This window comes from Vibrio superstes (assembly GCF_003569005.1).
GTDB classification, from domain to species: Bacteria; Pseudomonadota; Gammaproteobacteria; order Enterobacterales; family Vibrionaceae; genus Vibrio; species Vibrio superstes.
In genome coordinates this window covers 1540625-1565409 of sequence record NZ_BCUR01000001.1, presented here as the reverse complement: position 1 = coordinate 1565409, position 24785 = coordinate 1540625, and the positions used below count along the sequence as shown (strand labels likewise).

The window sequence follows — 24785 nt, the reverse complement described above, 5'->3', positions numbered from 1 at the left end:
GTATAAAGGTTTGAATGAGTTTAGGAACCCTGCTCACTGTTTTACCGACAGGATTCCTATTGAGCTTGATGTATTGGCTATCGAGCAAACACCTTTCGCATCATTGCTAATACCAATTTTCGATGCTTCAGTAGCAAACCCGTTCTTGGAAGCCAGCTTGGTGTATGTAGCACTGTTCGAGCATGACTAAAGGTCCTAAAACCCTCTTCCCCGTGATAATGACCAACGCCAGATTGTCCTATACCTCCAAATGGAGCATCATCTGCTGCTACATGAAAAATAGTATCGTTGATTGCAACACCACCCGAATGCGTGTTTCCAAGGACATAGTCAATCGCTTGGCTATCATCACTCATCAGGTAAAGCGCTAGAGGTCGCTCTCTGTCGTTGATGTATTCAACAGCCTCTTCCATGGTTTGATAAGTCACGATAGGCAATATTGGCCCAAATATTTCCTCTTTCATCATGTCTAAGTCGTTACTTGGATTAAACACAAGGTGAGGCAATAGTTGGCGCCCAGTATCTGTTGAATCACCTTCGCGTACAGCAACAGGCACAACGCGAACTGAGTCATTTGCTCTAGCTTGTTCCAAATAAGCAGTCAAACGTTGATACTGACTTTGATTCACAATATGACTGACTTGATCTAAGTCTTTACCGAAGAAATGGTTAAAGCGCTTGATAAACAGCTCTGCAAACTCGTCTGCTTTTTCCTGCTCAATTAATACATAGTCGGGGGCAACGCAGATTTGTCCTGCGTTCACACACTTACCAAATACAATGGAGTCTATAATCTTGTCTAATTGCGCATCAGGCGCAATCACAACGGGAGTCTTTCCACCCAGTTCTAATGTCACTGGGGTTAGGTTTTTTGCAGCGGCTTGCGCTACCAATCTGCCTACGTGAGTCGAACCGGTAAACAATAGATGATCAAATGGCAATTCACTAAAGCTTGCGGCAACTCCAGCGCCACCTTGCACCACAGTGACTTCTTCATCGATAACCGACAAGATCCTTTCGATCACCTCATTGGTGTTTGGCGTAAACTCGCTCAGTTTCAGCATTACCTTGTTGCCCGCTGCTATTGCTGTCGCTAATGGCGCTATGCTCAGCATTATTGGGAAGTTCCAAGGCGATATAATGCCAACCACCCCCACGGGTTGATACTCTACTCGAACCTTTGATGGTGACAGCATCAGTCCCGCGTGACGCTTTGAAGGACGAGTCCAACGATTTAGGTTTTTGATGGTGTACTTAATTTGATTAACGGTAGGAATAATATCCGTCATCACTGAATCAAATTCGGAGCGAAATCCAAAATCTTTTATCAAGGCGGCAATGAGTGCCTTTTCGTTTTCTAACAAAGATTGATTGAGTAATACCAGTCGCTGCTTTCTAAGTTCAATACTTGGGTATGGTTCTTTCGAATAGTTTGCCTGTAATTGCTCTAACTTGAGGTAGATATCGTTAGTTCGGTTCAGGTTATCATCCGAAACTAGATTGAGTTGACCCATGTAAGGTGTTCCTATGTTTTATCTTGCTGTAACTACTTATTACGAGGATTGTAAGGTAATAACGTCAAACTCACTAATTCTAGCGATCACAAAAACTTACCTCGTTTGAACATCCTTACAAATGAGGTCGCATTATGTGATAGGAGTCTTCTTCTACACAAAAAAAGGCCAGAGCTTATAGCTCGGGCCTTGATAGAAACAACCACCTAGAACTTAAAATTACTTAGAGAACTTCCATACATCCGCGTCAACTTTTCCAAAGTTAAGGCTGTTGTCATATTTACCATCCTCTCCAATATCACCCAGAGGCAAGAACAACTCTCTATCTCCACCAAAGGTATATATTGCCTTATTCTGGAAGAAGTAAGGGTTACCTGTCTCTGCAATGGCAAAATCGTACTTAATCAGGCTGGGATCAAAACCGACATTCCAAGGTGGCATCACTAATTGTTCCCAAGTTTTACCGTCGCGACTGGTTTGAACATCAGTTGGGTTTATAGGAATCCCAAAACCGCCAAAACACACTATTCGATCATATAAAACACCACATTGATGTCCGGGTCTAGCCAACCAACCCGCATCTTGGGTAACTAGATGCCAGTGCTTACCATTTTTCGAACGCCATACATCATTAAAGTATGGAAGAGCGCACTCTTGAAAGCCTGATGGGGGGCCTTGATTATCCTCAGGAGGAGCCGCACTGCTATCACACGTAAACCCAGCTTCCCCTCCAATCAAGTAAATGTATCCGTCTTTGACTGTCGTGGCCGCCCCGGCCCTCTTACTCCAAGGCGCTTCACCTGTCTCCAGCTTCCAGTTTGTTCCATCTACAGAGCTCCAGACGTCATTAAAATACTCGCGAACCGGAGGACCACCAGTCAGTGCTGAATCATCATTTTTTGAACCGCCGAATACATAGATGCGGTTCCCCTTAACTACAGCACTGAGTCCAGCTCTTCCCTCCCAAGGCGCATTGCCTAAAAAGGTCCAATTGATACCATCCTCACTGCGCCAAACATCATTAAAAAAGGTGGAATTAGGGACACACGGACCGCTTGGAATACATAAGGGTGTAAAATTTTGCCCCCCGAGCACGTACATGTACTTCCCTTTTTTGACGGCCTTAAAATAAGCACGTGCTGGCCAATGAGTATCGTCATTGGTATCAAGAACCTGCGTCCAATTCGCACCATCATCACTTACCCAAACATCACCATGCAGAGTGCTTTCGCCAACAAATCGAATTCGCTCTAGAGGGCTCCTTCCACCCATCAAATAAAATTTTTCATCAAGGTGCACCACCTGAAGCCCTGCTCGTTTCTCCCAAGGCGCTTCGCTGATAACCTCTGTCCAACTGAGTGTATTGAGATAAACCTTATTCTCAATTATCTCAACAACCTTAGGTTTGGGGGTTGTTCCTAATCTCTTTGTGGAACTAAATGCTTGAACATCAGTAATAAAGCCTACCGATAGTATTAGAGCCCCGATAATTCCTAAACAACTTATTTGTTTGCAACACATCGCCTATTCCTTCATTAATAATTCTACAAATGAAAAAACAACTGCCGCTTCTGATTGCCGAGTGTCCGACCAACCCACAGAAGTGTGTTTCTGTGACATCATTATAGTCATTCGTGACTTTTTTGATTTCTTTGTCTTAACACAGACTTTGTGGGCCCAGTGCGACTGGAACAAAAAAAGGCCAGAGCTTTTAGCTCTGGCCTTGATGCGAACAAGACTTAATGGGGGTCTATCGCTAAGCGAATTGATTCATGGTGTTGTTATCTCCTGAGGCCTTAAGTGCTTGGTCTCCCGAGAAATACTCTTTATGGTCATCACCAATATTTGAACCCGACATATCTTGGTGTTTAACTGAAGCCAAACCCTGACGAATCTCTTTACGCTGAACGCCCTTAACATAAGCCAGCATACCCAGTTCACCGAAGTAATCTTTTGCAAGATTGTCCGTAGACAGCGCCGCGGTGTGGTAGGTTGGAAGCGTGATCAGGTGATGGAAAATACCCGCATCACGCGCCGCATCTTGCTGGAAGTTTTGGATCTTAATATCCGCTTCTCGTGCCAGCTCAGACTCATCGTAAACGCTGTTCATCAGCTTTTCACGCTCATAAGCAGTGACGTCCTGGCCTTGCTCTTTCCACATATCAAATACTTGCTGACGGAAGTTCAGAGTCCAGTTAAACGATGGGCTGTTGTTGTATACCAACTTAGCATTCGGTACCACTTCACGAATACGATTAACCATGCCAGCAATTTGCTGAACGTGAGGCTTCTCTGTCTCGATCCACAGAAGATCAGCGCCATTTTGTAGCGACGTGATGCAATCTAACACCACGCGGTCTTCACCGGTATTGGGTTTAAAGCGAACCAAACCATTGGGTAGTCGAGTGGGTTTAATGTATTTATCGCCTTGTTTAATGGCCATCTCACCACTACCTAGGTCTTCTAGCTTAGTAATCTCCTCGCCATCAATGAACGAGTTGTACATATCTGCCAAGTCGCCCTCTGACTGACTCACTGGGATTTTCTGGGTTAAGCCTGCACCCAATGAATCGGTTCGAGCAACGATGACACCGTCGTCCACTCCCAGTTCAAGGAACGCGTAGCGAACCGCGTTGATCTTCGCTAAAAAGTCTTCATGCGGAACGGTTACCTTGCCGTCCTGATGACCACATTGTTTTGCATCAGATACTTGGTTTTCAATTTGAATACAACACGCTCCTGCTTCAATCATTTTCTTCGCTAGCAGATAAGTAGCCTCTTCATTCCCAAAGCCTGCATCAATATCCGCAATGATAGGAACAACATGGGTTTCAAAGTTATCGATCTGGTTCTGTACCGACTGTGTTGTGACAGCGTCACCAGAGCTACGTGCTTGGTCTAAGGCTTTGTAAAGGTGGTTAAGCTCGCGGGCATCCGCTTGCTTCAAAAAGGTATAAAGCTCTTCGATTAGCATAGGTACAGAGGTTTTCTCATGCATTGACTGATCTGGTAGTGGACCTAACTCAGAACGCATTGCTGCAACCATCCAACCTGAAAGGTAAAGGTATCGACCTCGAGTGGTTTCAAAATGCTTCTTAACCGAAATCATTTTTTGTTGGCCGATAAATCCGTGCCAGCACCCCAAAGATTGAGTGTAATTTGCACTGCTTTCATCGTACGACTGCATATCTTCGCGCATGATTTTTGCTGTGTAGCGAGCGATATCCAATCCGCAGTTAAATCGATTCTGTAGCTTCATTCGTGCTACGTATTCCGGATTAATTGCAGCCCACGTTTGACCGTTTTGATCAATAGTGCCCTTTGCTGTTTCGATTACTGATTTGTAGTTATCCATAATGTCCCTCTCTCAGTGATTTTAATAAGCAGTACTTTAGTAACTAGGGTCTGTTGACCTTTTGCAGTTGAATTTTGCTCGAGTCAGAAACGATTTAATCGCGGCGAGAACCTTGACGCCTAGTCATCTAAGCAAAAGGGTATCAACAAAGAGTAAATCGTTTCTGGCCGAGCCCTTTGGGTAGCGTTTGTTGGGCATTTCTACCGCGTTAGACACTGTTCATGTAGACCTCTACACCTAAAAGTGCCTGCCTTGTATAAATACCCAACAATTCGCTACAAAAACGAACTCAAAAGGTCAACAGACCCTAAATGGGATTATCATTTTGCCTGTAGTCGATACTCATGAAGTAATGGTTCTGTATAGCCATTTGGCTGCTCAGTACCTTGGAAAATTAACGCCTTCGCACATTGGAATGCATGGCTGGTTTCAGTGTTTGGAGTCATTGGGTAATAACCCGATGTTCCATCATTTTGCTGGTCTACGGTTTCGGCCATCTGTTCAAGCACGCTATTGACTTGTTCTTCTGTGCAGATGCCATGTTTAAGCCAGTTGGCAATATGTTGGCTAGAGATACGCAAGGTTGCGCGGTCTTCCATCAATGCTGTGTTATTGATGTCCGGCACCTTTGAACACCCTACTCCCATCTCAATCCAGCGAACTACATAACCTAAGATCCCTTGGATGTTGTTCTCTAATTCACGAATGATCTCACCTTGAGTCAACTCGTTTTCTTGAGCCATCAAAGGAATGGTCAACATGCCCTTTTTGTAGTCTTCACTGTTTGCAGACAAGCGCTGTTGCTGCTGCTTCACTTCGATTTCAAGATAATGAAGCGCGTGCAAGGTTGCAGCCGTTGGCGAGGGAACCCAGGCTGTGGTTGCGCCTGCTTCTAAATGAGCGGTCTTTTGCTCCATCATCTGCGCCATCTCATCAGGCATCGCCCACATGCCTTTACCGATCTGAGCTTTACCCGACATACCCGTATTTAAACCCGTTGAAACGTTGTTCTTCTCGTAAGCGTCAATCCATGTTTGGCTTTTTAACTCTTGCTTAGGCAGGAAAGGGCCTGCTTGCATGCTGGTATGAATCTCATCACCAGTGCGGTCTAAGAACCCGGTATTGATAAAGAACACTCTTGATTTAGCAGCACGAATACACTCTTTAAGGTTCAGTGAAGTTCGACGCTCTTCATCCATGATGCCAATCTTGATGGTATTCGGCTCAAGGTCGAGCATACGCTCTACTCGGCTGAATAACTCACAAGAGAATGCCACTTCTTCAGGACCATGCATCTTTGGTTTCACGATATAGATGCTGCCAGTACGACTATTTTTCATTCGGCATAAGTCTGGGTTTTTAATCTCTACCGCTGCGATTAGAGCTGTTACTACCGCATCGATAATGCCTTCTGGTGCCTGTTGACCGCTTGATAATGTCATCAAGTCGCTGGTCATTAGGTGGCCAACGTTGCGAATAAGCAGGAGCGAACGCCCATGCAGGTTGTAATCCTCTCCGTTTCGACCTGTGTAACTCTTATCACCTTCAAGGCGGCGAATTTGCGTCGCACCATTTTTCTCAAAAGAAGCGTGCAGGGAACCTGTCATTAAGCCCAACCAATTGCGATAAGCATCAATTTTGTCTTCGCTGTCTACCGCAGCGATCGAGTCTTCCAGATCCATAATGGTGGATACCGCTGACTCAACAATAATGTCGTCAATATGCGATAGGTCATTCTTGCCAATCTTTCCTTGGCGATTGATGATAATCTCAACGTGTAACCCGTTGTTTTTCAACAGTATTGAAGTGGGTTCACGCTCAGGGTCGCTCGCACCTACAAACTGCTTTGGTTGTTTTAACCCTGTATGCGTGCCATCAGGGAAATGTGCCATTAGACCATTGAAATAGACGGTGTAGCTTTCTACATCATGGTGGGAGCCTTGATCCAATGGGAATACTCGGTCTAAAAAATCCTTCGCATACGCAATAACGTGCTTGCCGCGCGCCGGGTTGTATTTCTTGCCCGCTTTCATCCCTGGCTCAGTTTGTGGAATAACGTCCGTTCCATAAAGAGCGTCATACAGGCTTCCCCAACGCGCATTCGCCGCATTTAGAGCAAAGCGTGCATTCTTAATAGGAACGACTAGCTGTGGACCGGCAATCATCGCAATCTCTTGGTCAACATTTTCAGTCTCTATTGAAAAATCTTCCCCTTCAGTTTGCAGATAACCAATCTCTTTCAAAAAGGTTCTGTACTGCTCTGCATTGAATGAACGATGTGTTTCATGGAACTGATCAATTTGCTTTTGCATCTGAGAGCGCGTCTCAAGCAATGCTTGGTTAATTGGTGTTAACTCGGTAACCAATTGCGTAAAGTTGTTCCAAAACTCATCGACATCCAAACCGACAAGTGGCAGCACTTCAGTGTTGATAAACTGGCAAAAGCTCTGTTGTATCTGGCATTCCTTAGTCATTGGTAGATTCATGGCATCATTCCTCGTGATTGTCATTGAAGTGCTTTGTCACCTTGCTGCTGTTGCATAAAAAAGAAGTTAATCTGTTACTGCGGTCTAATTTCTTCTGTCTACATTTTTACTTTAACTAAATATTCACTAGAATTTCACAATTAAAATTACACAGTGTAAATTTTACAAATATGAAGACAAAGACTAGCTTGTTCAGACAATCGCATTTTCTAGGTACTAAGATCCGAAACCTGCGTAAGAGAAATCACCTCACTCTTGATGACCTCTCGTCTCGCTGTATAAAACTCAATCCAGAATCTGCGCCATCGGTGTCGTATCTTTCCATGATTGAACGCGGTAAAAGAGTGCCCAGTGAAGACATGCTTGAGGTGATAGCGGATGTGTTTCAAAAACCGGTAAATTGGTTTTTGGACGATGCGAAGGAGCAAAGTGAAATTGTTCCTGAAAAAGGATCAAGAGGCGGTGTCGTCGGCATGGCGCTTGAGCCTAGCTTTTTGTTTTCAAAAGAAATATTACAGATAGCCATACCTGAGATGCTGGCACAAACTGGCACGACAGGACGGCAATTTGCTCACTTATTGATTCGTGCACATCAAGAGCACAATCAAAATCACTTCCCAGATCTTGAACGTGCTGCTGAAGAAATAGGCCAAAAGAAAATGCCACTCGCCGTAGATGATCTTTTTGAGATCTGCGCTGATATTGGCCTGAAGATAAAGTGGTTTAAACAGCTTCCAGAAACGGTTACTGAAGCAAGCGGAGATAAGAAGCAACGCGTTGCTCGCTCCTACTTTGAATCACCTAATATTTTGCATATCAACAACATTCTCAAAGACGACCCTACCCGGCTGAAATATGACATTGCGGTCAATATTGGTCATATGGTGCTGCACCAAGGAGACGGTGAAAAAAGCAAACTCATGTCGGATAGCAAGCCAAGCTACGGCGTTAGGGATGAAAAACAGCAAGGCGGATCTGTAGAGCTCGACTCCACAAAGATACTGCACGCATGGCGAGATTTTGAATGCTCATTCTTTGCTGGGGCTTTGCTTTGTCCCAAGGTCCCTTTCAGGCAACTTCTAGATCGAAACGGTTACGACATTAGTGTGTGTAAATTGGCTGGGGTATCAGAATCAATCGCAATGCGCCGCATGACGGCAGTATCACCCTACCCTCATTGGCACTATTTTGATGCCTATTACCCAGGTACATTGAAGGCTGTGTATAGAGGCAATGGAATTCCTCTGCCGTGGGGAAACATGAAGATGGTCGAAGACCCATGCCAGCACTGGGCGGTATTCCGCATGACAACCAAAGACACAGATTTCAACGTTAGCATCGCGCAAATATCCATCTTGATGCAAAACGATGTGCCACATATCTATTGCTGTGAGTCGGTAAAGGTCAAAGATTTTGCCGGTAACTCACATGTACTGTGCAGCGGGATCGATCTTAATCCAGCGATTCAAGCTCAAGGACTAGACGCGGTAGATGTCGCGGAAAGGCTTAAGCTATCTTGTATCGAAAATGGGGGCACAGGCCCCATTCCATCCGATATCAAAGAGCTATTGCTAACAGTAGGAAGGATTTTAAATATCAACTGGATTGAGCGTGGTATTGATAACCGAGCAAGATTAATTTGCTCTCGTGGATCCGTTTGTCCAAGACAGCCTCAGTGCAAACGCAGTACTAAGGCTGAATCTATCAAGATTACCCAAGGGTAATGGCTGATGTTCCGTATCATTGCTCAAACTTCCTCTGATTAAAGGTTGTTTTTATGTACGGTATGATTCTTGTTTTTATTCTTTAGATGAAACTTAGGCAAAGAGTCTACCGGTACTGAAAAGCCAATAGCACCTGATGGATCGTGATCGCTCGCATCGATGTAATCTTTATGAGCAGGTTCACCTTCTACCATTTGGTTGGTATCCTCTTTGGTATTGTGAAAGCTAAAGTTCGGCAACGAATCAACGGTAGCAGAAAGGCCAATTGAACCAGGTAGCTCATCTTGAGAAAGGTCAATAACTTGCTGGTCTTGCGTATTCGCCGCAAACAAAGAAGACGATACAAAAAGTGATGCAATTAGGACAAGGCCTGTGCGTTTGTTGAGAGTCATGTTGTTTCTCCAGTGGTGTAATTAATCAACACGCACATAGTAATCAGCCATTCAAAAACAACTAACTCCCGTATGGCGGATGCAATCCATCAAAGAGAAAAATAAAAAACCCCTACTGCTTTTATCTCAGTAGAGGCTATATTGTGTTTCCAGTTTGGTGTTTAAGACATGAGTTGAAGCAATGTCTTACTTGCTTCGCTAGGGTCTTTTGCTGCAGAAATAGCAGACACTAGCGCGATACCATCAACACCGGTTGCTGCAACCTCAGCAATGTTATCGAACCCTATGCCACCAATGGCAACCAAAGGCAATTGGCTTCTTTCGACTGCTGCCTTTAAGCCATCAATTCCCCAATGTTTAAGCGTATTGGTTTTGGTGGGCGTTGCGAAAATGGCACTCACACCGAGATAATCCAGCGGCAGGCTCTGGGCTTGTTCCAGCTGTTCAACACTTTCTACCGACAGTCCAAGTATCTTATCAGGGCCCAATAATCGGCGCGCATCTTCTACCTGCATATCGGTTTGCCCCAAATGAACCCCACAAGCATCAACTGCAAGAGCGACATCGACACGATCATTAATGATCAAGGGGACATTGCTACCCTTCATGACGTCTTTAATCGCCCTAGCTCGCTCGATGAAGGCTCTAACGTCACCATGCTTTTCACGGATCTGCACCATGGTAACGCCACCAGCAATGGCTTGTTTTACAACCTTACATAAGGTATCAAGATCTTGCTGATCATCAGTAACGAAATACAATCGATAGGGATTCATAATTAGACCTGAGCTAACTTCAAGCGCGCCAATACCGTATCAGCATCCAGTTGGTATAGCGTATCTAGCAGATTCATTTGTAGAGAACCCGGCCCTGCTGATTTCTCTGCAGCAACCTCACCGGCCACGCCCAAAATCGCGGTAGCGGCTAGACCAGTAACTTCACCAATTGCAGCAAACGCGCCAGTAATGGCGGTATGCGAGCAACCCATGCCCGTCACAAAAGGCATCATCTCATGGCCATTGTCTAGCTTATAAGTTGCTTGTGCTGTGACCACATAATCGCTTGCGCCTGAGATAACAACATTTGCTCCATACTGTTCGACACAGAATTTAGCCGCGTTAACAGCAGAATCACTGCTGTCTAAGGCATCCACACCTTTAGATTGTGCCTGTTCACCCGCCAAAGCGATGATCTCAGAAGCATTACCACGAATGATAAGCTTATCGGCTTGCTCTGCAATTTGACGAGAGACCTCAGTGCGAAGCGTACTTGCACCGCAACCTACAGGATCAAGAATGACGGTTTTTCCATTTATGTTTGCTTGTTCAACCGCAAACAACATGCGAGGAATCCATACACTATCCAGTGTACCGATATTGATCACTAGGCTACCTGCAAAGCTCATCATCTCGGACATCTCTTGCGCCGAGTGCGCCATGATAGGAGATGCACCAATAGACAACAACGCATTTGCTGTGTTGTTCATTACCACATAGTTAGTAATGTTCACTACCAAAGGTTTGCTATCACGAAGTGCCTGTAAGCTGGCAACGATTTGATTCTTATCCATTTGTCTTTGTCCTATTTAACGGCGTTGTAGCCTTGTTCCCAGAATGCGATTTCCATTCGAGTGGCGGTCTTGAACACTTCAATCAACTCTTTTGCTCTTTCACTGTCTTCAGGAATATTCGCAATCAGTTGATCTAGGTTTTCAACACATTTAACCACACCCTCTTGGAACTCTTCACTAGAATACATCTCTAGCCAAGTTTGATACGGGTTTCCTTCCAATTTTGTGGTTTCGCGTTGAGCTAGGTTTTCACCAATCACGCCATAGCCAATGGCACATGGCGCTAACGCCACGTACAAATCAATTAGATCGCCCGCATTACCGGTATCAAGTACATAGCGCGTGTAGGCAACGGTACCAAAATCTTCAGTCTCGTCTTCCATCTCCTGCTCGCTGATGCCCCACTTTTCACAGAAAGTCACGTGGTGAGCAATCTCAGAATCAAGCAAGTTATGCAAGCTTGGCAAAGCATTGCGCATTTGCGCCAGGTTTTTCGCTTTATAGATAGCAAGAGCATAAGCACGCGTGTATTGCTTCAGGAACAAAAAATCTTGCTTCAAGTAATGCAGGAACACCTCATGTTGTAAGGTGCCGTCAGCCAATTGATGCACAAAGTTATGCTCAACATAGGCGTTCCATTCTTGTTGGCAAGCTTGAATAAGTTGCTGGGTATTCATGATAAAACCTTAAAACGTTGGTAGGTATTTAGCGCTGTTTGGCACGCTATTAATGATTTTGTTCTCAAACATAAACTCGGCGTAATTGTCATAACGCTGACGATCAACCGCTGCAGGTCGCAGTGCAAAGCGAGTGAGGGTGTCTTCCCAAGCTCGGCGGTTTAGCTCGTTGTCCAATGTATCTGGGTTGTAAGCGATAAACTCTTTCCACGCCTGATCAGGGTGATTCACAATATACTGTGTGGCTAACTCAATAGCTGAGTTGAAGCGCTTCAATGCCTCAGCGTCATAGCTATTGGCATTGGCAACAAACACCAGTTCATCGTAAGCAGGTACGCCGTGCTCTTCTGGGAAGAATGCTTTGGCTTTAAAGCCCTCTAGCGCAAGTTGGTTTGTTTCAAAGTTGCGTAGTCCGCCCCAAATCGCATCAACCTTTCCAGAAGCCACCGATGACGACAGTGCCCAACCAACATTAATGATCTCTACGTCAGAAAACTGAAGCCCAGCAGAGCGCAGCATAGTGCCTATGGTTGCTTCCTCATTACCAGCAATGGCAATGCCTACCTTTTTACCTTTCAGATCCGCAACAGAGTTAATCTTGCCGTTATCAATAACCATTAGGGTATTCAGCGGTGTTGAGATTAGTGTGCCACTGCGAATTAACGGCAAACCTGCTGCCACATCAATAGTCAGTGTGGGTTGGTACGACACAGCAAGGTCGATCTTATTCGCAGCCACCAATTTTGCAGGAACACTTGGGTCCGCTGGTTCTTGGATAGTCACCTTTAAGCCTTGCGCTTCAAACAAGCCTCGCTCTTGAGCGATAACAATTGGACCATGGTTTGGATTCACAAACCAATCCAGCATCAGGGTAAGCTCTGTTTGTTTAGCTTGCGCCTGATTGGCTTGCAATAGGGGGCTGAGCAAAAGAGTAGAACTGGCAAGCAATGCAAACAGTTTTGAGGTAAATCGTTTCATGGGTCTTCCTTGTGACACTGGCTTAAAAGTTAATAAGGTAGTTATTGCTATCAGGGATAGTCTTGATGATCTTTAGGTCATACATAAACTGACTGTAATCATCGTAGCGCTGCTTATTTACCGCGGACGGGCGCAAAGCAAAGCGAGTCAAGGTATCAATCCAAGCTCTATGGTTAAGCTCGTTATCTAATGTATCTGGGTTATAGGCGATAAACTCTTTCCACGCCGTTTCAGGGTGATTCACTATGTATTGAGTGGCTAGTTCCAGTGCCTTATTAAAGCGCTGAATAGCCTCTTTATCGTAGTTTTTTGCATTGGCAACAAACATTAACTCATCATAAGGCGGGATGCCGTGCTCTTCAGGAAAGAAGCTCTTAGATTTGTAGCCTTCAAGATCTAACTGGTGAGATTCAAAGTTGCGCATTCCTCCCCAAATAGCATCGACTCTTCCTGATGCCAGTGAAGAAGACAGCGCCCAGCCAACATTGACAATCTTGATATCCGAATAATCGACGTTTTCATTACCCAACATCTTGCCAATAATGGCTTCGTCTGTGCCCGATACTGATACGCCAACGGTTTTGCCTTTTAGATCAGACAAAGAATTTATCTTGCCGTTATCTAATACGGTTAGCGTATTTAATGGCGTAGCCAGCAGAGTACCGCTCCACACCAAGGGCAAACCTGCTGCAACATCAATGAGAAATGAGGGCTGATAAGAGATGGCTAGGTCGACTTGATTGGCCGCTACCAGTTTTGAGGGCACACTTGGATCTGCTGGCTCTTGAATGGTTACCTTTAGGCCTTGCTCGGCAAACATGCCTTTCTCTTGGGCAATCACGATAGGGCCATGATTTGGGTTAACGAACCAATCCAGCATCAAGGTCAGTTCTTTGTCCTTCGCAGAAACACTCGCGCTCACTAAAAGCGCAATACTGGCCAGTACTGCGCTGAATCTATTTTTAAACAAAGTCATGTCTCTTCCTTAATGACATTCAAAAATTGGCAGTTAATCGAACTGCCAAGGGATAAATTTGTTGAGTAGTCTGTCTGTGATGAAATAAAGGGTGACCGAAATAAGTGCGAGAATAAACAGCGCTGCAAACATCTCATCAATCATCATTCGCGCGTTGGCCTGAAGCATCAAGTAACCAAGACCTGCGCTAGAGCCAACCCACTCACCCACTACCGCACCAATTGGCGCAACCACCACCGCGACTCGAATACCAGAGGCTAATGCTGGCATCGCTGCAGGTAATCGCACTTGTGTTAGTTGTTGCCAACGCGTGGCTCCCATGGTTTTGCTCAAATCAAGATAACCCTTTGGCGTATTACGCAGTCCGTCATAACAACATGTGGTCACTGGGAAAAAGATAATTAGAGCGGCCATCACAACCTTTGAGGCTATCCCATAGCCAAACCACAGCATCAGTATTGGCGCAATGGCAAAAACGGGAATCGCCTGCGAGGCAATCAAGATAGGCAATAACCAACGACGAAGAGGCTCAAATAACAGCATTTGCAGAGCAAACATCAGACCCATGCTAAGGCCTAACAGAAGCCCTAGAACAATCTCTTGCGAGGTAACAATCGTATGTTGAAGCAGCACATCACTACGGCTACCCAGACGATCAAATACCGCCATAGGTTCAGGTAAGATAAAGCTTGGTAAGTCAAAGAATGACACCGTTGCCTGCCATAATCCAAGTACCACCAAGCATGAAATGATCAAACGCATCACATGTGAGGTATTCGCTTTTACTCGGCTAGTAAGGCCTTGCTGAACGACGACTTGTTTAGTCATCACGACCTCCCAACTGCTCAATAATGCTTTGTTGAAGCTCGGCCATTTCAGCATTGATCAGGCGCGGTGTAACGCCACTAGGTACAGGCACAGTTTCAATTTCTACTGGTTGAGATTGCATCAGATAGATATGGTCGCTAAGGCGCAAGGCTTCTTGTGGATCGTGGGTAATCAAAACCACCGTTTTACCATCAAGCATCTCACAAGCCAGATCTTGCAGGCGATAGCGCGTTACTGCATCTAAGGCAGAAAAGGGTTCGTCCATTAACACTACAGGCTTATCTTGCATCAGGGTTCTTGCAAGAGCGACGCGCTGTTTCATTCCGCCGGAAAGCTGTCTTGGATAGACATCTTCTTGCCCTTCTAAGCCTAATCTAGACAGTAATCTACTCGCTTGTTGTTTTCGCTCAGCCTGCTGCTGTTTATTCAGCTTTTTTTGACTAAAGCGGTCACTGAAGCACACATTCTCAAGCACATTCAGCCATGGCATCAACAAGTCCTGTTGCGCCATATAAGCAATTGAGTCCGATAGATTGTGCTCGAAGCCACTTTGAATAGAACCACTCCAATGCACATCTTCAGGTAATAACCCAGCCAATAAGCGCAGTAGGCTCGTTTTACCACAACCACTTTTACCCAACACACTGCTAAAGCTTCCCTCAGGAAAGCTTAGGTTTAGGTCACTAAACAGTGGTGAGTTTGCATCAGAGAACTGCAAGCTTCCGTTTTCAATCACAATGCCCATAGGCGAATGAACCGACATAACCTGCACTATTTGTTTAAGGCGTAGAAATGGTGCACGGGGCCGTGACCACTTCCTACTTCCAATTCATCAGCATGAGCAATGGCATTGGAAATGTAGTTCTTTCCTAAAGCCACGGATTCACTTAGTGAGCCCGTTTGAGCCAAGAAAGAAGCAATAGCTGAAGATAAGGTGCAACCAGTACCATGAGTATTTTGCGTATTCACACGCTCAACAGTAAAGGTTTCAACGTCATTAGGCGTGAGAAGAAGATCTGTGCTGGTAGACTCCCTCTCTAAGTGACCGCCCTTAAGAAGCACAGCTTTACAATCCAAGCCACGAAGATCTTCAATCATCGCATTCATCTGTGCCTCAGTCGTCGGCAGAGACTGACCTAACAGCGTTGCGGCTTCCGGCAAGTTTGGCGTGATGACATCCGCAAGTGGAAGCAGCTCAGTTTTCAGAGTTTCGATAGCCGATTGCTGGAGAAGAAGATCACCGCTTGTTGCCACCATAACAGGGTCAACAACTAGATATCTTGGTTGGTATTGCTTAAGTTTTTTGACTACCGCTTGAATAAGACCCGCTTCAGCAAGCATACCTACTTTAACCGCTACAACATCAAGGTCAGTAAATACAGCATCAAGTTGCTGTTCGATAAACTCCGCCGAAATCGGCAAAATGCCAGTCACACCTTGAGTATTTTGCGCGGTTAATGCCGTGATTACAGAACAGGCGTAGCTACCAGTTGCTGAGATGGCTTTAATGTCGGCTTGAATACCAGCACCGCCACCACTGTCAGAGCCAGCAATAGTAAGAACAATTGGGGTTTTATTTGTTTGAGACACAGGCTATTCCTTTTCGTAAGACGCACGAAACCAATGCCTGCTGTGCCTAGACCCTGTTGCTAAAACAGTAAGATATCTAGCTAGAATGGCGACTAGTTCCCTACGTCAGCACTAACTGAATCAGGTTCCACGGGTTCGCTGTTGCGATCTCAGCCTAACGGCTCCCCGACTAATACGATGCCGCGATACTAACAAACAACGACAGGGTATGAAACTAGAAAAGCCTAAAACTCAACTACGTGACAGTAAATGCCCCGTTTTGACAAAGATAACCGTTTCTTGCTCTACATAGGGGAAGTGTTGGCTCATGTGGGGACTGCGAATCCAGGTGTATTTTGGGTAACGACCAAATTCATCAATGAACTCACCACTTAATACCAGTATTTCCTCACCACCAAAGTGAGAATGAGGCTTAAAACGCTCACCTGCAGGCCATTTCACCAGAGCGATGTTCTCTTCTTCAAAATTATGCAGCGGCATCACTTGTAGATTACCGATGCCCTGTTGCCATGGAGTTGCTCTGGTATCAATTCTAAGAGAGGTTTTATCGAACTTTGAAAACTGATTGAGTTTTACGAGGAGCACGCACCCTTGTTCACTATAGGGAGAATGTTTACTGCCAGGAGGGTTTCGAATGTAAGTACCTGCTGGATAGTCCCCGTCTTCATCCGAGAACACCCCCTCAAGAACTAAAATTTCTTCTCCCAGAGGATGGGAGTGTTGGTCAAATCGAGAACCCGGTTCGTATTTGACGATAGACGTCACATGCCCTGATTCAGCCGATTCCCGCTCTAACGGTTTTCGGCTTACGCCTTGTGCTGGGCTATCTAGCCATTCCATATCAGCTGTATGGATAACAACTTGATGTTTTACGTCCATGTTGAGCATTTGAAATCCAATGGTAAATTTGAACAAGATTAAATCAGCATAATCATTAACACTCTATTGTCCAATTTGTTCTTATCTCATACTCTCCTGCTTTCAACTGCATTTTTGGAACAGCTACGCGTGTTTGAATTTCAATTTCTCGCTGGCGATTCAGTTCATCTATAGAAACTTCAACACCACGGCGCCAGTAGTTCGAATTTCCTTCGTATCGATCTGGAACATCTACTTGAAAGCGAATTACCTGATATCCACGTCTAACTTCTGTACCGTTTACATTAATATCGTCTAACTTAATCTTTATTCTCTTCTTTTGATCATCTACATTAACTTTGAATATATTAGAAGTGTTCTGATAATCGTTTCCAAAAGAAATCTCACCACTGTTTGATATTATCTCTAGGTTACACAAACCAATCACAGGACGCACAATCGGAGGCATAGGTTGCACCTGAGAAATAGCATTTACTGATATAGAAACGATTAAACATGATATTAAAAGTACCATTCTCAACATAAACTAATTCACCATAACTCTAACAAAAAAATCAGTAACTGCTTCTTCGGTTACTTGGGTGTTTGATACAGTTTTTTGCTCTTTGATCAACACTTGAAAAGATGTATTGAGAGCTATTTCTTTATCATCATAGGTGTAGTTAATCACCATATCACACTTAACTAACTGGTCATGTTTATCATCAGAGAAAGTTGTAGAAAGAGAAATAGAATTTACGAGATGAATGACCCCTCACAATAACTCACTTAAATCAATGAATGGATATAGCACGTATCTACTGAGGTAATCAGTTTAGGATAGAAAATAATTCCACTCTAACTGTTTGATACGCTTGCTCGAAATATCGAAAACTGTTAGAAAAGTGTCCAATATTTTCTAACAGTCAGTTTTATGTCTCAGCAATCCCCATTTTCAGAAATAATCCACTCTCGTCGCTCCGTAAGAAAGTATGATGAAACCGCAGAATTTGATCCTCAAGTGGTCGAAGATGCGTTAGAACTTACCGTTTTAAGTCCAAATAGTAGCAACATGCAGCTGTGGGAATTCCATCGCGTGATAAGCGAAGACAAGCGTGAAGAATTGGCCAAGTATTGCATGGGACAGAATGCGGCTAAGACGGCTAATGAAATGGTGGTTTTTGTCACTACGCCAGATAAATGGCAACAAAGAGCTAAAATGAATGCAAAGCAAGTGCGCGAAAACTTTGCAGATCGCCCAATGGACGACATTGCCAAACGCGCGACCAAATATTATGAAAAGCTGATTCCGTTTGTGTACAGTAACGATCGATTTGGCGTAAAGGGTATGCTTCGCAAGGTAATGATGACGGTTATGGGCATCAAAAAACCTATGTTTCGTGAGGTAACTAAGCAAGATTTACGTGTTTGCCTTCATAAAAGTACCTCTCTAGCCGCTATGACCTTTATGACAGCAATTCGAGAGCAAGGCTACGATACCTGCCCAATGGAAGGATTTGATTCAGTTCGAGCGAAAAAGCTTCTTGGACTGGATAAGAATGATGAAATTACTATGATCATCAGTGTTGGAAAGCGCACCGAAGAAGGAATATACGGAGTGCGTCACAGAGTTGCCAACGAACAAGTTATTTTTAAGCATTAGACGAGGGACCGACATTGCTAACACGATTGCCAACAAAATTTCTATTAAAGCTTTTATTCATACTTTTTGTTGGCGTTGTGACAGGCTGTGCTTCGCAATCCGAGCCCCCGCCAAAATCAGTGACTCACCACTTGGGCTATCAAGAAGATAGTCCGCTCGCGCAATACTTCGAGCAAAGCCAATACGACACCTCAATATATACAGGCTTTCACCCGTTAGACACTGGTCACGATGCCCTACTCGCCCGCATCACCTTAATTGAGTCTGCTAAATACACCCTAGATCTTCAATATTACATCTACCGAGATGATGAAACGGGACATCTATTAACGTGGAGGCTCTATGAAGCGGCTGAACGAGGCGTAAAAGTGAGGGTGTTGCTCGATGACATGCAAGAACGAAATGATGACGATCTCGCACGACTTAATTCTCATCCCAATATTCAAGTCCGTCTCTTTAATCCAAACAATTATCGTAAGGCTAGAAACCTAGGCTTCCTTGCTGAATTCTCTCGCCTGAACAGTCGAATGCACAATAAATCTCTAACAGCAGATAGTGTGGTTAGCATAGTTGGTGGGCGCAATATTGGTAACGAATATTTCTCATATCAATCGGTCGTTGAGTTCGGTGATTTTGATCTTTTACTGTATGGCAACACAGTTGAGCAAACCGCTGACCAATATGATGAGTACTGGAATAGCGAATTCGCTGTTCCTGTCGAATGGATAAACCCAACAAACAAAGAGCTCACCAGTGAAGAAGTTAAACAATTTGCTCTAGACCAAGACTTTAAGGGGCAATTTACGTCAGGGCATTATGATATGACTAGCCTTAAGTTCTATTCAGACATGAGGCAACACAAGCTACAAATTTATTGGGGAAAAGGAAAGCTTCTTTATGATAAGCCCACTAAAATCATCGGTGAGGGAAGTCAGTTAATAGATGACTTACAAATAGTGCTTCAAGATGTCACTAGTGAAATCATTATCATCTCACCCTATTTCGTTCCTACTCAAATTGGTACTGACATGCTGGTTAGCGCAGTTCAGTCCGGAAAAAAAGTCACCATTGTCACCAACTCATTGGCCTCAAACGATGTCTATGCGGTTCACGGTTGGTATGCAAAATACAGAGAAGAACTTGTCGAAGGTGGTGTTGATCTATGGGAAATAAAAGCCAGTGCTGAAATCAAAAATAAGTGGTCAATGACAGGAAAGAGCCACTCTAGCCTGCATGCCAAGGTAATGCTTATTGATGATGATACCTTGTTTGTTGGCTCTATGAATTGGGACCCACGTTCAGCTCAAATCAACACAGAAATGGCGGTATTAATTCTACAAGAAGAGTTCGTCTCTGAATCAAAGGCTGAGATGGAAGGACACATTCGTAATATGGCTTATAAGCTTGAAGTCGAGGATGGCGATTTAGTTTGGCAAGACCTTGCTGAGCAAACTACCTACACCAGTGAGCCGGATGCTAGTATCTGGAGACGCATGGGAGCGTGGGTCGCCGGTGTCTTGCCAATAGAAGAGCAACTATAAAAAGAGCCGGCGAATTGCCAGCTCTATACAATATCCAGTGTCGGAAAGCTTAGATAGTGAAGTTCACACCAAGGAAGTGAATGCGTCCATCAAAGATGCCGTTAACGCCAACACCTGGTCCCCCCGCGATAGAACGTTTTGCTGACTCTACTTCACCTAAATCTGCATATTCATAGAAGAAGTCTATTCCGACATCATCCCAATTCGTAGATGCGCCTATCGAGTAACGGTATTGCTCGCCTACTGGTAAATCAACCCACTGTTTTTCAGGATCATCTTGTGGTGATGTTTCATAGGAGAAGCCTGTCTTCAAACGCCAGTCGCTGTTTAAACGATAATCAGCACCAATCGCAAACTTCCAGACATCATCCCATTCACGTTTGATGGCAACCCCACCAACAGGGGTACCGAGATCTAATACAGTCTCATCCCAAGCACTCCAGCGATGGAATTGAATACTACCTAACAGGTTTAAATCCGGGTTTATGCCGTAACGAATGCTAAAATCAACTATTTCAGGCACGTCCACTTCGGTTTTTAAACTATCAATATCAGAGACTCCTAAAGGTGTCTTAACATCCATATTAAATTCGTGTTCAGACTTGGAGCGATAGCTTAAGCCAAGATCAATATTATCAGTAGGTCGGTACATCACGCCTAGATTGTAGCCATAGGCCCAATCAGTATCTTGCTCAGCTGTTAACAACTTGGTAGTTTGCTCAAACGCAGCCCAACTAAACTGCACACCACCACCCACAGACCACTGGTCATTGATCTTGTACGACATTGATGGATTAAGAACAATTACGTTTAAAGTAATTGAATCTAACGCACCCGCTCCTGCCCAGTCGTCACCATAAGATAGACTAGAACCACCAGCAGCTCCTAACGCCAAACCTAAGTGCACTTTTTCAGAAACCTGGTGCGCATGGAAAATTGAGATAGACGGCAGATAAGATTGCGCTTCACCGTCTTGTGCCGGCGTATCCGCATCGTGAAACTTCATCTTGAGATCAAACGCCATTAGATTAATAGTCGTTAAAGATTCACCCATGTAAGACATAGTCGCAGGGTTGGTCCACATAGCAGCAGCGGATTCGGTATACACACCGTCACCTGCACCGGCAACACCTGCATTTGCAGTCACTGCTTCCTGAAGAAATATGCCACTTGCATTTGCCATTGTTGGCAAAGCAGAAGCAAGAGCTACTGAAGTCATCATGGTTAAGCGAGAAAGTGATAGGTTAGAAGATTGCTTAGTTGATACTGCAGATATGATGGATGGAAGTCTATTTGTTGACATAATGTTCCAAATCTATAATTGAGTAGGTCTAGGGATTTAGCGCATCAATCGCCAAATCCATATCTATGCGTATTATACGAATAGGCTTATAGCTTGTAGGAATATCGATTATCACTGGGAAATTTAACGGAACTTATTCGTTATAAGCTTATTGATTTTATTAGTTTTTTGCTACTCTATAACTATGTAGTGTAGTAATGGCGATAGGATGAGAATTACAGACCTCAATTCATTGAATGTGTTTTTGAATTTAATGCAAACACACTCGACCCAGCGAACGGCAAAAAAACTTGGGCGATCACAATCCTATATTTCAAAGGTATTGTCCCAGTTGCGAGAAGAACTCGATGATCCTCTGTTCACACGCAGCGCTGAGGGGTTATCGCCAACATCGTATGCTCTAAGCATACAACCCAAGCTCCAAAACGCTATAGAGCAGATTTCTCACTCTCTAGAACCAGAAGAATTTTCTCCAGTGAACGTAGACCGCATTACTATTCACATTCTGGAGCCCCTACTCATTCGCTTTGGTAACTCAATTATTAGTAAAATAAGAGAAGAAACCGATGCCATCATTGAAATGAGAAACTGGACAAAACTGTCAGAGAATATGATTCTTGATGAAGAAGTCGACCTAGGATTTCATATCTTAAGCGATAAGCCTCAAACACTCTTTCAAAAGAAAATGTATGAGGGCTCTGGGGTTATAGCGGGAAACACCGAAGGAGAATTTGTAAAGTATATCGCTTCAGGTGTGAACGATTACGAGAACCGCTTCCAGCGCGCCCTTCCTGATGTTGAAGCGACTATTTTAGTTGATAACTATATGCTGTTGTCTCAGTTAATGGATCGCACACATACCATGCGATATATATCCTATAGAGCCGAAGCCGATATTTCTGATTTAGGTATTGATACTGCGATAGTATTGAAAGCCTCTAAGAGGAAGTCTCCAAAGAGTGTCTGGATTGCAAATCTGGTGGAGAAGAGCGTACACGAAGAACTCAAAAAGAACCCAACACTTTAACTCTCACTCAATATAAAAAAGGGCAGCATCATATTAGGGTCTGTTGACCTTTTGAGGTTATTTTTGTAGCGATTTGTTGGGTATTAATACAAGGCAGTCGCTTTTAGGTGTGGTGGTTCCACATGAAAAGTGACTAACGCGGTAGAAATGCCCAACAAAGCGCTACCCGAAGGGCTCGGCAAGAAAGGCTCGGCCAGAAGCCATTTACTCTTCGTTGAGCGACTTTTGCTTAGATGACTAGGCGGCAAGTCCCTCGCCTTGATTAAATGGCTTCTGGTCGAGCAAAATTTAATCGCAAAAGGTCAACAGACCCTAGTGATACTGCCCTTTTTACTTGATGGTTTTATGGTTTACTACAACGCTGACAAATAGGCTTTGTAAGCTTTAAGACGAACGGTAGCACCACCAATAATGTCCATAAAGCCTAGCATTGGGTGTGGCTTGTCCGCTGAAACCCAGCCAGAGCCTGTTGAACCAATTGGGATGTTGTAACCTTCGGGTTCATTAAACTCAATCACTATAGTACGACCATGTGAGTTCATGTTGTTTCCAACGTGCTGTCTCACATGCTGGCTACCTTGACGCACTTGAACCTGCGCTTCACCCGTACCAGTAGTCACACTGTGTACACGACCACGGAAAATCTCTCCAGGATAAGCGTCTACATAAAACTCAGCAAACTGCCCTTCTTTGATTCCACGATACGTTTGATCAGGGATACGCATCTCAACAAACTTGTTTTCGGTTGAGTACAAGTGCATGTTACCAGTACGTGTACCACTGGTAATGTTGGTAATAGATAGCTGTCCATCAAATGGAGCACGAACTTCACGGCGCTCATGTTGCCACTTTGCAGATGCTACTTGCGCTTCGATATTCATGATCTGGGCATGTGCTGCAGCGATTTTCGCTTCTGCCGTTTCAATGGCTGTACGTGTTTCATCTCGCTGAGAATCATGTGAGAAATCTTTTAGCTTTTCATACCTTGCTAATGTTTTCTTGTCGTTCTTTTGTTGCAGTCTCAGCGATAGGATTTCCGCTTCGCTTGCTTTCTTTTGAGCTTCTAGGCTTTCTAATTGTGATTCAGTATCTTCAGAGCGAAGGGTATAAATCAAATCACCTTTTTTTACCATCTGGTTGTGAGTAACAAATACTTGATCTACTTCTTGGCCAAATAATGGACTTAATACCGCATGAGGGGCTTTCACTGTGGTACTGTCTGTTAAGTCCGCAGGTGACCAAAAACGGTGGGCAATGAATAGCATGGTCGCTAAAAACATGCCTGTACTGACCATAAAGGTACCGCTTCTCAAGTTCCACTTGACCACACCTGTCTTCACTAAAATCCAGCAAATCAGGATGTAAGGTAGCATAATCTCTTTCATTGATTACTCCTCAGATGCTTTAGTTTGCGCTTTGCCAGAGATACCATTTCGAATGATTTTAGAGATGGACTCTCCAATAACATCCCAACGGGCAAATGCGATGATGATGGCCAGAACCCACCAAACCTTGTTGATAAACAGACCACACAAAGAGAGGGCAAAAACGATTTGGGTGTGGGCACTCGACATCTCTGACGCCTTATGTACCGCAATTTCATGTAGTTGCCAGAACAAATACACTAAGTAAACCAATATTGCGATAGTGACAAAGAATACGAAGCCCATGAAGACTTCAGAATCGAGTAGTTTAAGGATTGTAGGGTATCCGTCGACGAAATATTCAGCGGGTAGATCCTTTCCGTGGATCGAGCCTAATTTGGATAAAGCAATAGATGCTCCAGCGATAACGCCAAAAACAATCACGGCTTTAAGCACGTATAAGACAACTGAAATGATGCTCCTTGCTATTTTTCTTCCCATGCCTTCGTTAGAAGAAGGTAAAGACGTAGCAGACATTTTTTATTCGCTTATTGTTATGAGTTTCGCGCGAATTTTACGTTATCCTCATTGCGCTGTAGGAATATGCGTTATTCCTTTTTCTTATGCGCACACTTAGGCCCTGCTTATCTGTAAACAGTGGCTACTCATAAACACCAAAAAGCGATTTATTACCTTAGCGCCCTATAGCACGCCAAAGAATATACTCAGCAGCAGCATAGCGATCGCTATGGCAACGTGCCCTACCTCAATCTGTCCTATTCCGAATTCGAGCTTTTTCATGTCTACGTTCTCTTCTTGTTACTCGTTTCATTGTAACCAAGCCCTTAGGAGAAATAACGCCACTGAAATTTAGATGGTCTATAAAACTCATTTATGGATAAGAACGGTAATCTGGGCTATATCGAACGCCGTCTAACT

22 protein-coding genes and 1 riboswitch are annotated in these 24785 nt (G+C 44.2%); of the genes, 4 read left to right on the top strand and 18 right to left on the bottom strand.

Features of this window, described 5'->3' with window-relative positions:
- Positions 1-77 precede the first annotated feature (77 nt).
- From D5I41_RS06685 to D5I41_RS06665, 4 genes are all read right to left on the bottom strand, one after another.
- Entirely contained in the window at positions 78-1514 is a 1437-nt protein-coding gene (locus D5I41_RS06685) for a coniferyl aldehyde dehydrogenase (RefSeq protein WP_119009111.1), read from the bottom strand.
- Positions 1515-1733: 219 nt separating this feature from the next.
- Entirely contained in the window at positions 1734-3035 is a 1302-nt protein-coding gene (locus tag D5I41_RS06680) for a Kelch repeat-containing protein (protein ID WP_119009110.1), read from the bottom strand.
- 235 nt (positions 3036-3270) lie between these two features.
- Positions 3271-4869, bottom strand: a complete 1599-nt coding sequence (locus tag D5I41_RS06675; protein WP_119009109.1) for an isocitrate lyase — start codon at positions 4867-4869, stop codon at positions 3271-3273.
- Between the two features lie 320 nt (positions 4870-5189).
- Entirely contained in the window at positions 5190-7355 is a 2166-nt protein-coding gene (locus tag D5I41_RS06665; protein WP_119009108.1) for a malate synthase G, read from the bottom strand.
- A 170-nt stretch (positions 7356-7525) separates the two neighbouring features.
- Between D5I41_RS06665 and D5I41_RS06660 the strand changes: the two genes are divergently transcribed.
- On the top strand, positions 7526-9079 hold the full coding sequence (locus tag D5I41_RS06660) for a DUF3612 domain-containing protein (protein ID WP_119009107.1): 1554 nt from the start codon (positions 7526-7528) through the stop codon (positions 9077-9079).
- Between the two features lie 38 nt (positions 9080-9117).
- On the opposite strand, the gene D5I41_RS06655 is transcribed toward D5I41_RS06660, so the two are convergent.
- The 11 genes from D5I41_RS06655 to D5I41_RS06605 form a co-directional block, all read right to left on the bottom strand.
- Positions 9118-9471, bottom strand: coding sequence for a hypothetical protein (locus tag D5I41_RS06655; RefSeq protein ID WP_119009106.1), 354 nt, complete (start codon positions 9469-9471; stop codon positions 9118-9120).
- A 161-nt stretch (positions 9472-9632) separates the two neighbouring features.
- A complete protein-coding gene (gene thiE, locus D5I41_RS06650) occupies positions 9633-10247 on the bottom strand; it encodes a thiamine phosphate synthase (RefSeq protein ID WP_119009105.1) in 615 nt (204 codons plus the stop codon).
- A gap of 2 nt (positions 10248-10249) precedes the next feature.
- Positions 10250-11041 (bottom strand): hydroxyethylthiazole kinase, encoded by a 792-nt coding sequence (gene thiM / locus D5I41_RS06645; RefSeq protein WP_119009104.1) that lies wholly within the window; start codon positions 11039-11041, stop codon positions 10250-10252.
- 11 nt (positions 11042-11052) lie between these two features.
- A complete protein-coding gene (gene tenA / locus D5I41_RS06640) occupies positions 11053-11718 on the bottom strand; it encodes a thiaminase II (RefSeq protein WP_119009103.1) in 666 nt (221 codons plus the stop codon).
- Between the two features lie 9 nt (positions 11719-11727).
- Positions 11728-12696 carry an ABC transporter substrate-binding protein gene (locus tag D5I41_RS06635; protein WP_119009102.1) on the bottom strand — a complete coding sequence of 323 codons (969 nt, stop codon included), beginning with the start codon at positions 12694-12696 and terminating at the stop codon, positions 11728-11730.
- A 22-nt stretch (positions 12697-12718) separates the two neighbouring features.
- Positions 12719-13672, bottom strand: coding sequence for an ABC transporter substrate-binding protein (locus tag D5I41_RS06630; protein WP_119009101.1), 954 nt, complete (start codon positions 13670-13672; stop codon positions 12719-12721).
- Between the two features lie 33 nt (positions 13673-13705).
- Positions 13706-14500 carry an ABC transporter permease gene (locus D5I41_RS06625; RefSeq protein WP_119009100.1) on the bottom strand — a complete coding sequence of 265 codons (795 nt, stop codon included), beginning with the start codon at positions 14498-14500 and terminating at the stop codon, positions 13706-13708.
- Positions 14493-15263: an ABC transporter ATP-binding protein gene (locus D5I41_RS06620; protein WP_119009099.1), complete on the bottom strand. Its 771-nt coding sequence runs from the start codon at positions 15261-15263 to the stop codon at positions 14493-14495. The genes D5I41_RS06625 and D5I41_RS06620 overlap by 8 nt, the downstream gene beginning before the upstream one ends.
- Before the next feature lie 8 nt (positions 15264-15271).
- Positions 15272-16090, bottom strand: a complete 819-nt coding sequence (gene thiD, locus D5I41_RS06615) for a bifunctional hydroxymethylpyrimidine kinase/phosphomethylpyrimidine kinase (protein WP_119009098.1) — start codon at positions 16088-16090, stop codon at positions 15272-15274.
- A gap of 80 nt (positions 16091-16170) precedes the next feature.
- Positions 16171-16268, bottom strand: a riboswitch (TPP riboswitch).
- Positions 16269-16321: 53 nt separating this feature from the next.
- Positions 16322-16978, bottom strand: a complete 657-nt coding sequence (locus tag D5I41_RS06610; RefSeq protein ID WP_119009097.1) for a cupin domain-containing protein — start codon at positions 16976-16978, stop codon at positions 16322-16324.
- A 46-nt stretch (positions 16979-17024) separates the two neighbouring features.
- Complete coding sequence (locus D5I41_RS06605) at positions 17025-17492, bottom strand: hypothetical protein (protein WP_147094849.1); 468 nt, start codon at positions 17490-17492, stop codon at positions 17025-17027.
- Positions 17493-17882: 390 nt separating this feature from the next.
- Between D5I41_RS06605 and D5I41_RS06600 the strand changes: the two genes are divergently transcribed.
- Positions 17883-18611, top strand: coding sequence for a nitroreductase family protein (locus D5I41_RS06600; protein ID WP_119009095.1), 729 nt, complete (start codon positions 17883-17885; stop codon positions 18609-18611).
- A 14-nt stretch (positions 18612-18625) separates the two neighbouring features.
- On the top strand, positions 18626-20152 hold the full coding sequence (locus tag D5I41_RS06595) for a phospholipase D family protein (RefSeq protein ID WP_235868874.1): 1527 nt from the start codon (positions 18626-18628) through the stop codon (positions 20150-20152).
- Between the two features lie 49 nt (positions 20153-20201).
- Here D5I41_RS06595 and D5I41_RS06590 read toward each other — a convergent pair whose 3' ends face one another.
- Positions 20202-21455: an OmpP1/FadL family transporter gene (locus D5I41_RS06590; RefSeq protein ID WP_119009094.1), complete on the bottom strand. Its 1254-nt coding sequence runs from the start codon at positions 21453-21455 to the stop codon at positions 20202-20204.
- Between the two features lie 208 nt (positions 21456-21663).
- On the opposite strand from D5I41_RS06590, the gene D5I41_RS06585 reads away from it, so the two are divergent.
- Positions 21664-22482, top strand: coding sequence for a LysR family transcriptional regulator (locus D5I41_RS06585; protein ID WP_119009093.1), 819 nt, complete (start codon positions 21664-21666; stop codon positions 22480-22482).
- A gap of 353 nt (positions 22483-22835) precedes the next feature.
- Here the strand turns inward: D5I41_RS06585 and D5I41_RS06580 are convergent, their stop codons facing one another.
- Positions 22836-23867, bottom strand: coding sequence for an HlyD family secretion protein (locus D5I41_RS06580; RefSeq protein WP_119009092.1), 1032 nt, complete (start codon positions 23865-23867; stop codon positions 22836-22838).
- A 3-nt stretch (positions 23868-23870) separates the two neighbouring features.
- Positions 23871-24383 (bottom strand): magnesium transporter, encoded by a 513-nt coding sequence (locus D5I41_RS06575; RefSeq protein WP_186811111.1) that lies wholly within the window; start codon positions 24381-24383, stop codon positions 23871-23873.
- Between the last annotated feature and the right edge of the window lie 402 nt (positions 24384-24785).

Coding starts and splice junctions, on each gene's coding strand:
- D5I41_RS06665 (WP_119009108.1), bottom strand. CDS start 7,355: ATGAATCTACCAATGACTAAGGAATGCCAGATACAACAGAGCTTTTGC.
- D5I41_RS06685 (WP_119009111.1), bottom strand. CDS start 1,514: ATGGGTCAACTCAATCTAGTTTCGGATGATAACCTGAACCGAACTAAC.
- D5I41_RS06620 (WP_119009099.1), bottom strand. CDS start 15,263: ATGTCGGTTCATTCGCCTATGGGCATTGTGATTGAAAACGGAAGCTTG.
- tenA (WP_119009103.1), bottom strand. CDS start 11,718: ATGAATACCCAGCAACTTATTCAAGCTTGCCAACAAGAATGGAACGCC.
- thiE (WP_119009105.1), bottom strand. CDS start 10,247: ATGAATCCCTATCGATTGTATTTCGTTACTGATGATCAGCAAGATCTT.
- thiM (WP_119009104.1), bottom strand. CDS start 11,041: ATGGATAAGAATCAAATCGTTGCCAGCTTACAGGCACTTCGTGATAGC.
- D5I41_RS06585 (WP_119009093.1), top strand. CDS start 21,664: ATGAGAATTACAGACCTCAATTCATTGAATGTGTTTTTGAATTTAATG.
- D5I41_RS06600 (WP_119009095.1), top strand. CDS start 17,883: ATGTCTCAGCAATCCCCATTTTCAGAAATAATCCACTCTCGTCGCTCC.
- D5I41_RS06655 (WP_119009106.1), bottom strand. CDS start 9,471: ATGACTCTCAACAAACGCACAGGCCTTGTCCTAATTGCATCACTTTTT.
- D5I41_RS06660 (WP_119009107.1), top strand. CDS start 7,526: ATGAAGACAAAGACTAGCTTGTTCAGACAATCGCATTTTCTAGGTACT.
- D5I41_RS06605 (WP_147094849.1), bottom strand. CDS start 17,492: ATGTTGAGAATGGTACTTTTAATATCATGTTTAATCGTTTCTATATCA.
- D5I41_RS06610 (WP_119009097.1), bottom strand. CDS start 16,978: ATGCTCAACATGGACGTAAAACATCAAGTTGTTATCCATACAGCTGAT.
- D5I41_RS06635 (WP_119009102.1), bottom strand. CDS start 12,696: ATGAAACGATTTACCTCAAAACTGTTTGCATTGCTTGCCAGTTCTACT.
- D5I41_RS06680 (WP_119009110.1), bottom strand. CDS start 3,035: ATGTGTTGCAAACAAATAAGTTGTTTAGGAATTATCGGGGCTCTAATA.
- D5I41_RS06590 (WP_119009094.1), bottom strand. CDS start 21,455: ATGTCAACAAATAGACTTCCATCCATCATATCTGCAGTATCAACTAAG.
- D5I41_RS06575 (WP_186811111.1), bottom strand. CDS start 24,383: ATGTCTGCTACGTCTTTACCTTCTTCTAACGAAGGCATGGGAAGAAAA.
- D5I41_RS06630 (WP_119009101.1), bottom strand. CDS start 13,672: ATGACTTTGTTTAAAAATAGATTCAGCGCAGTACTGGCCAGTATTGCG.
- D5I41_RS06580 (WP_119009092.1), bottom strand. CDS start 23,867: ATGAAAGAGATTATGCTACCTTACATCCTGATTTGCTGGATTTTAGTG.
- D5I41_RS06625 (WP_119009100.1), bottom strand. CDS start 14,500: ATGACTAAACAAGTCGTCGTTCAGCAAGGCCTTACTAGCCGAGTAAAA.
- D5I41_RS06675 (WP_119009109.1), bottom strand. CDS start 4,869: ATGGATAACTACAAATCAGTAATCGAAACAGCAAAGGGCACTATTGAT.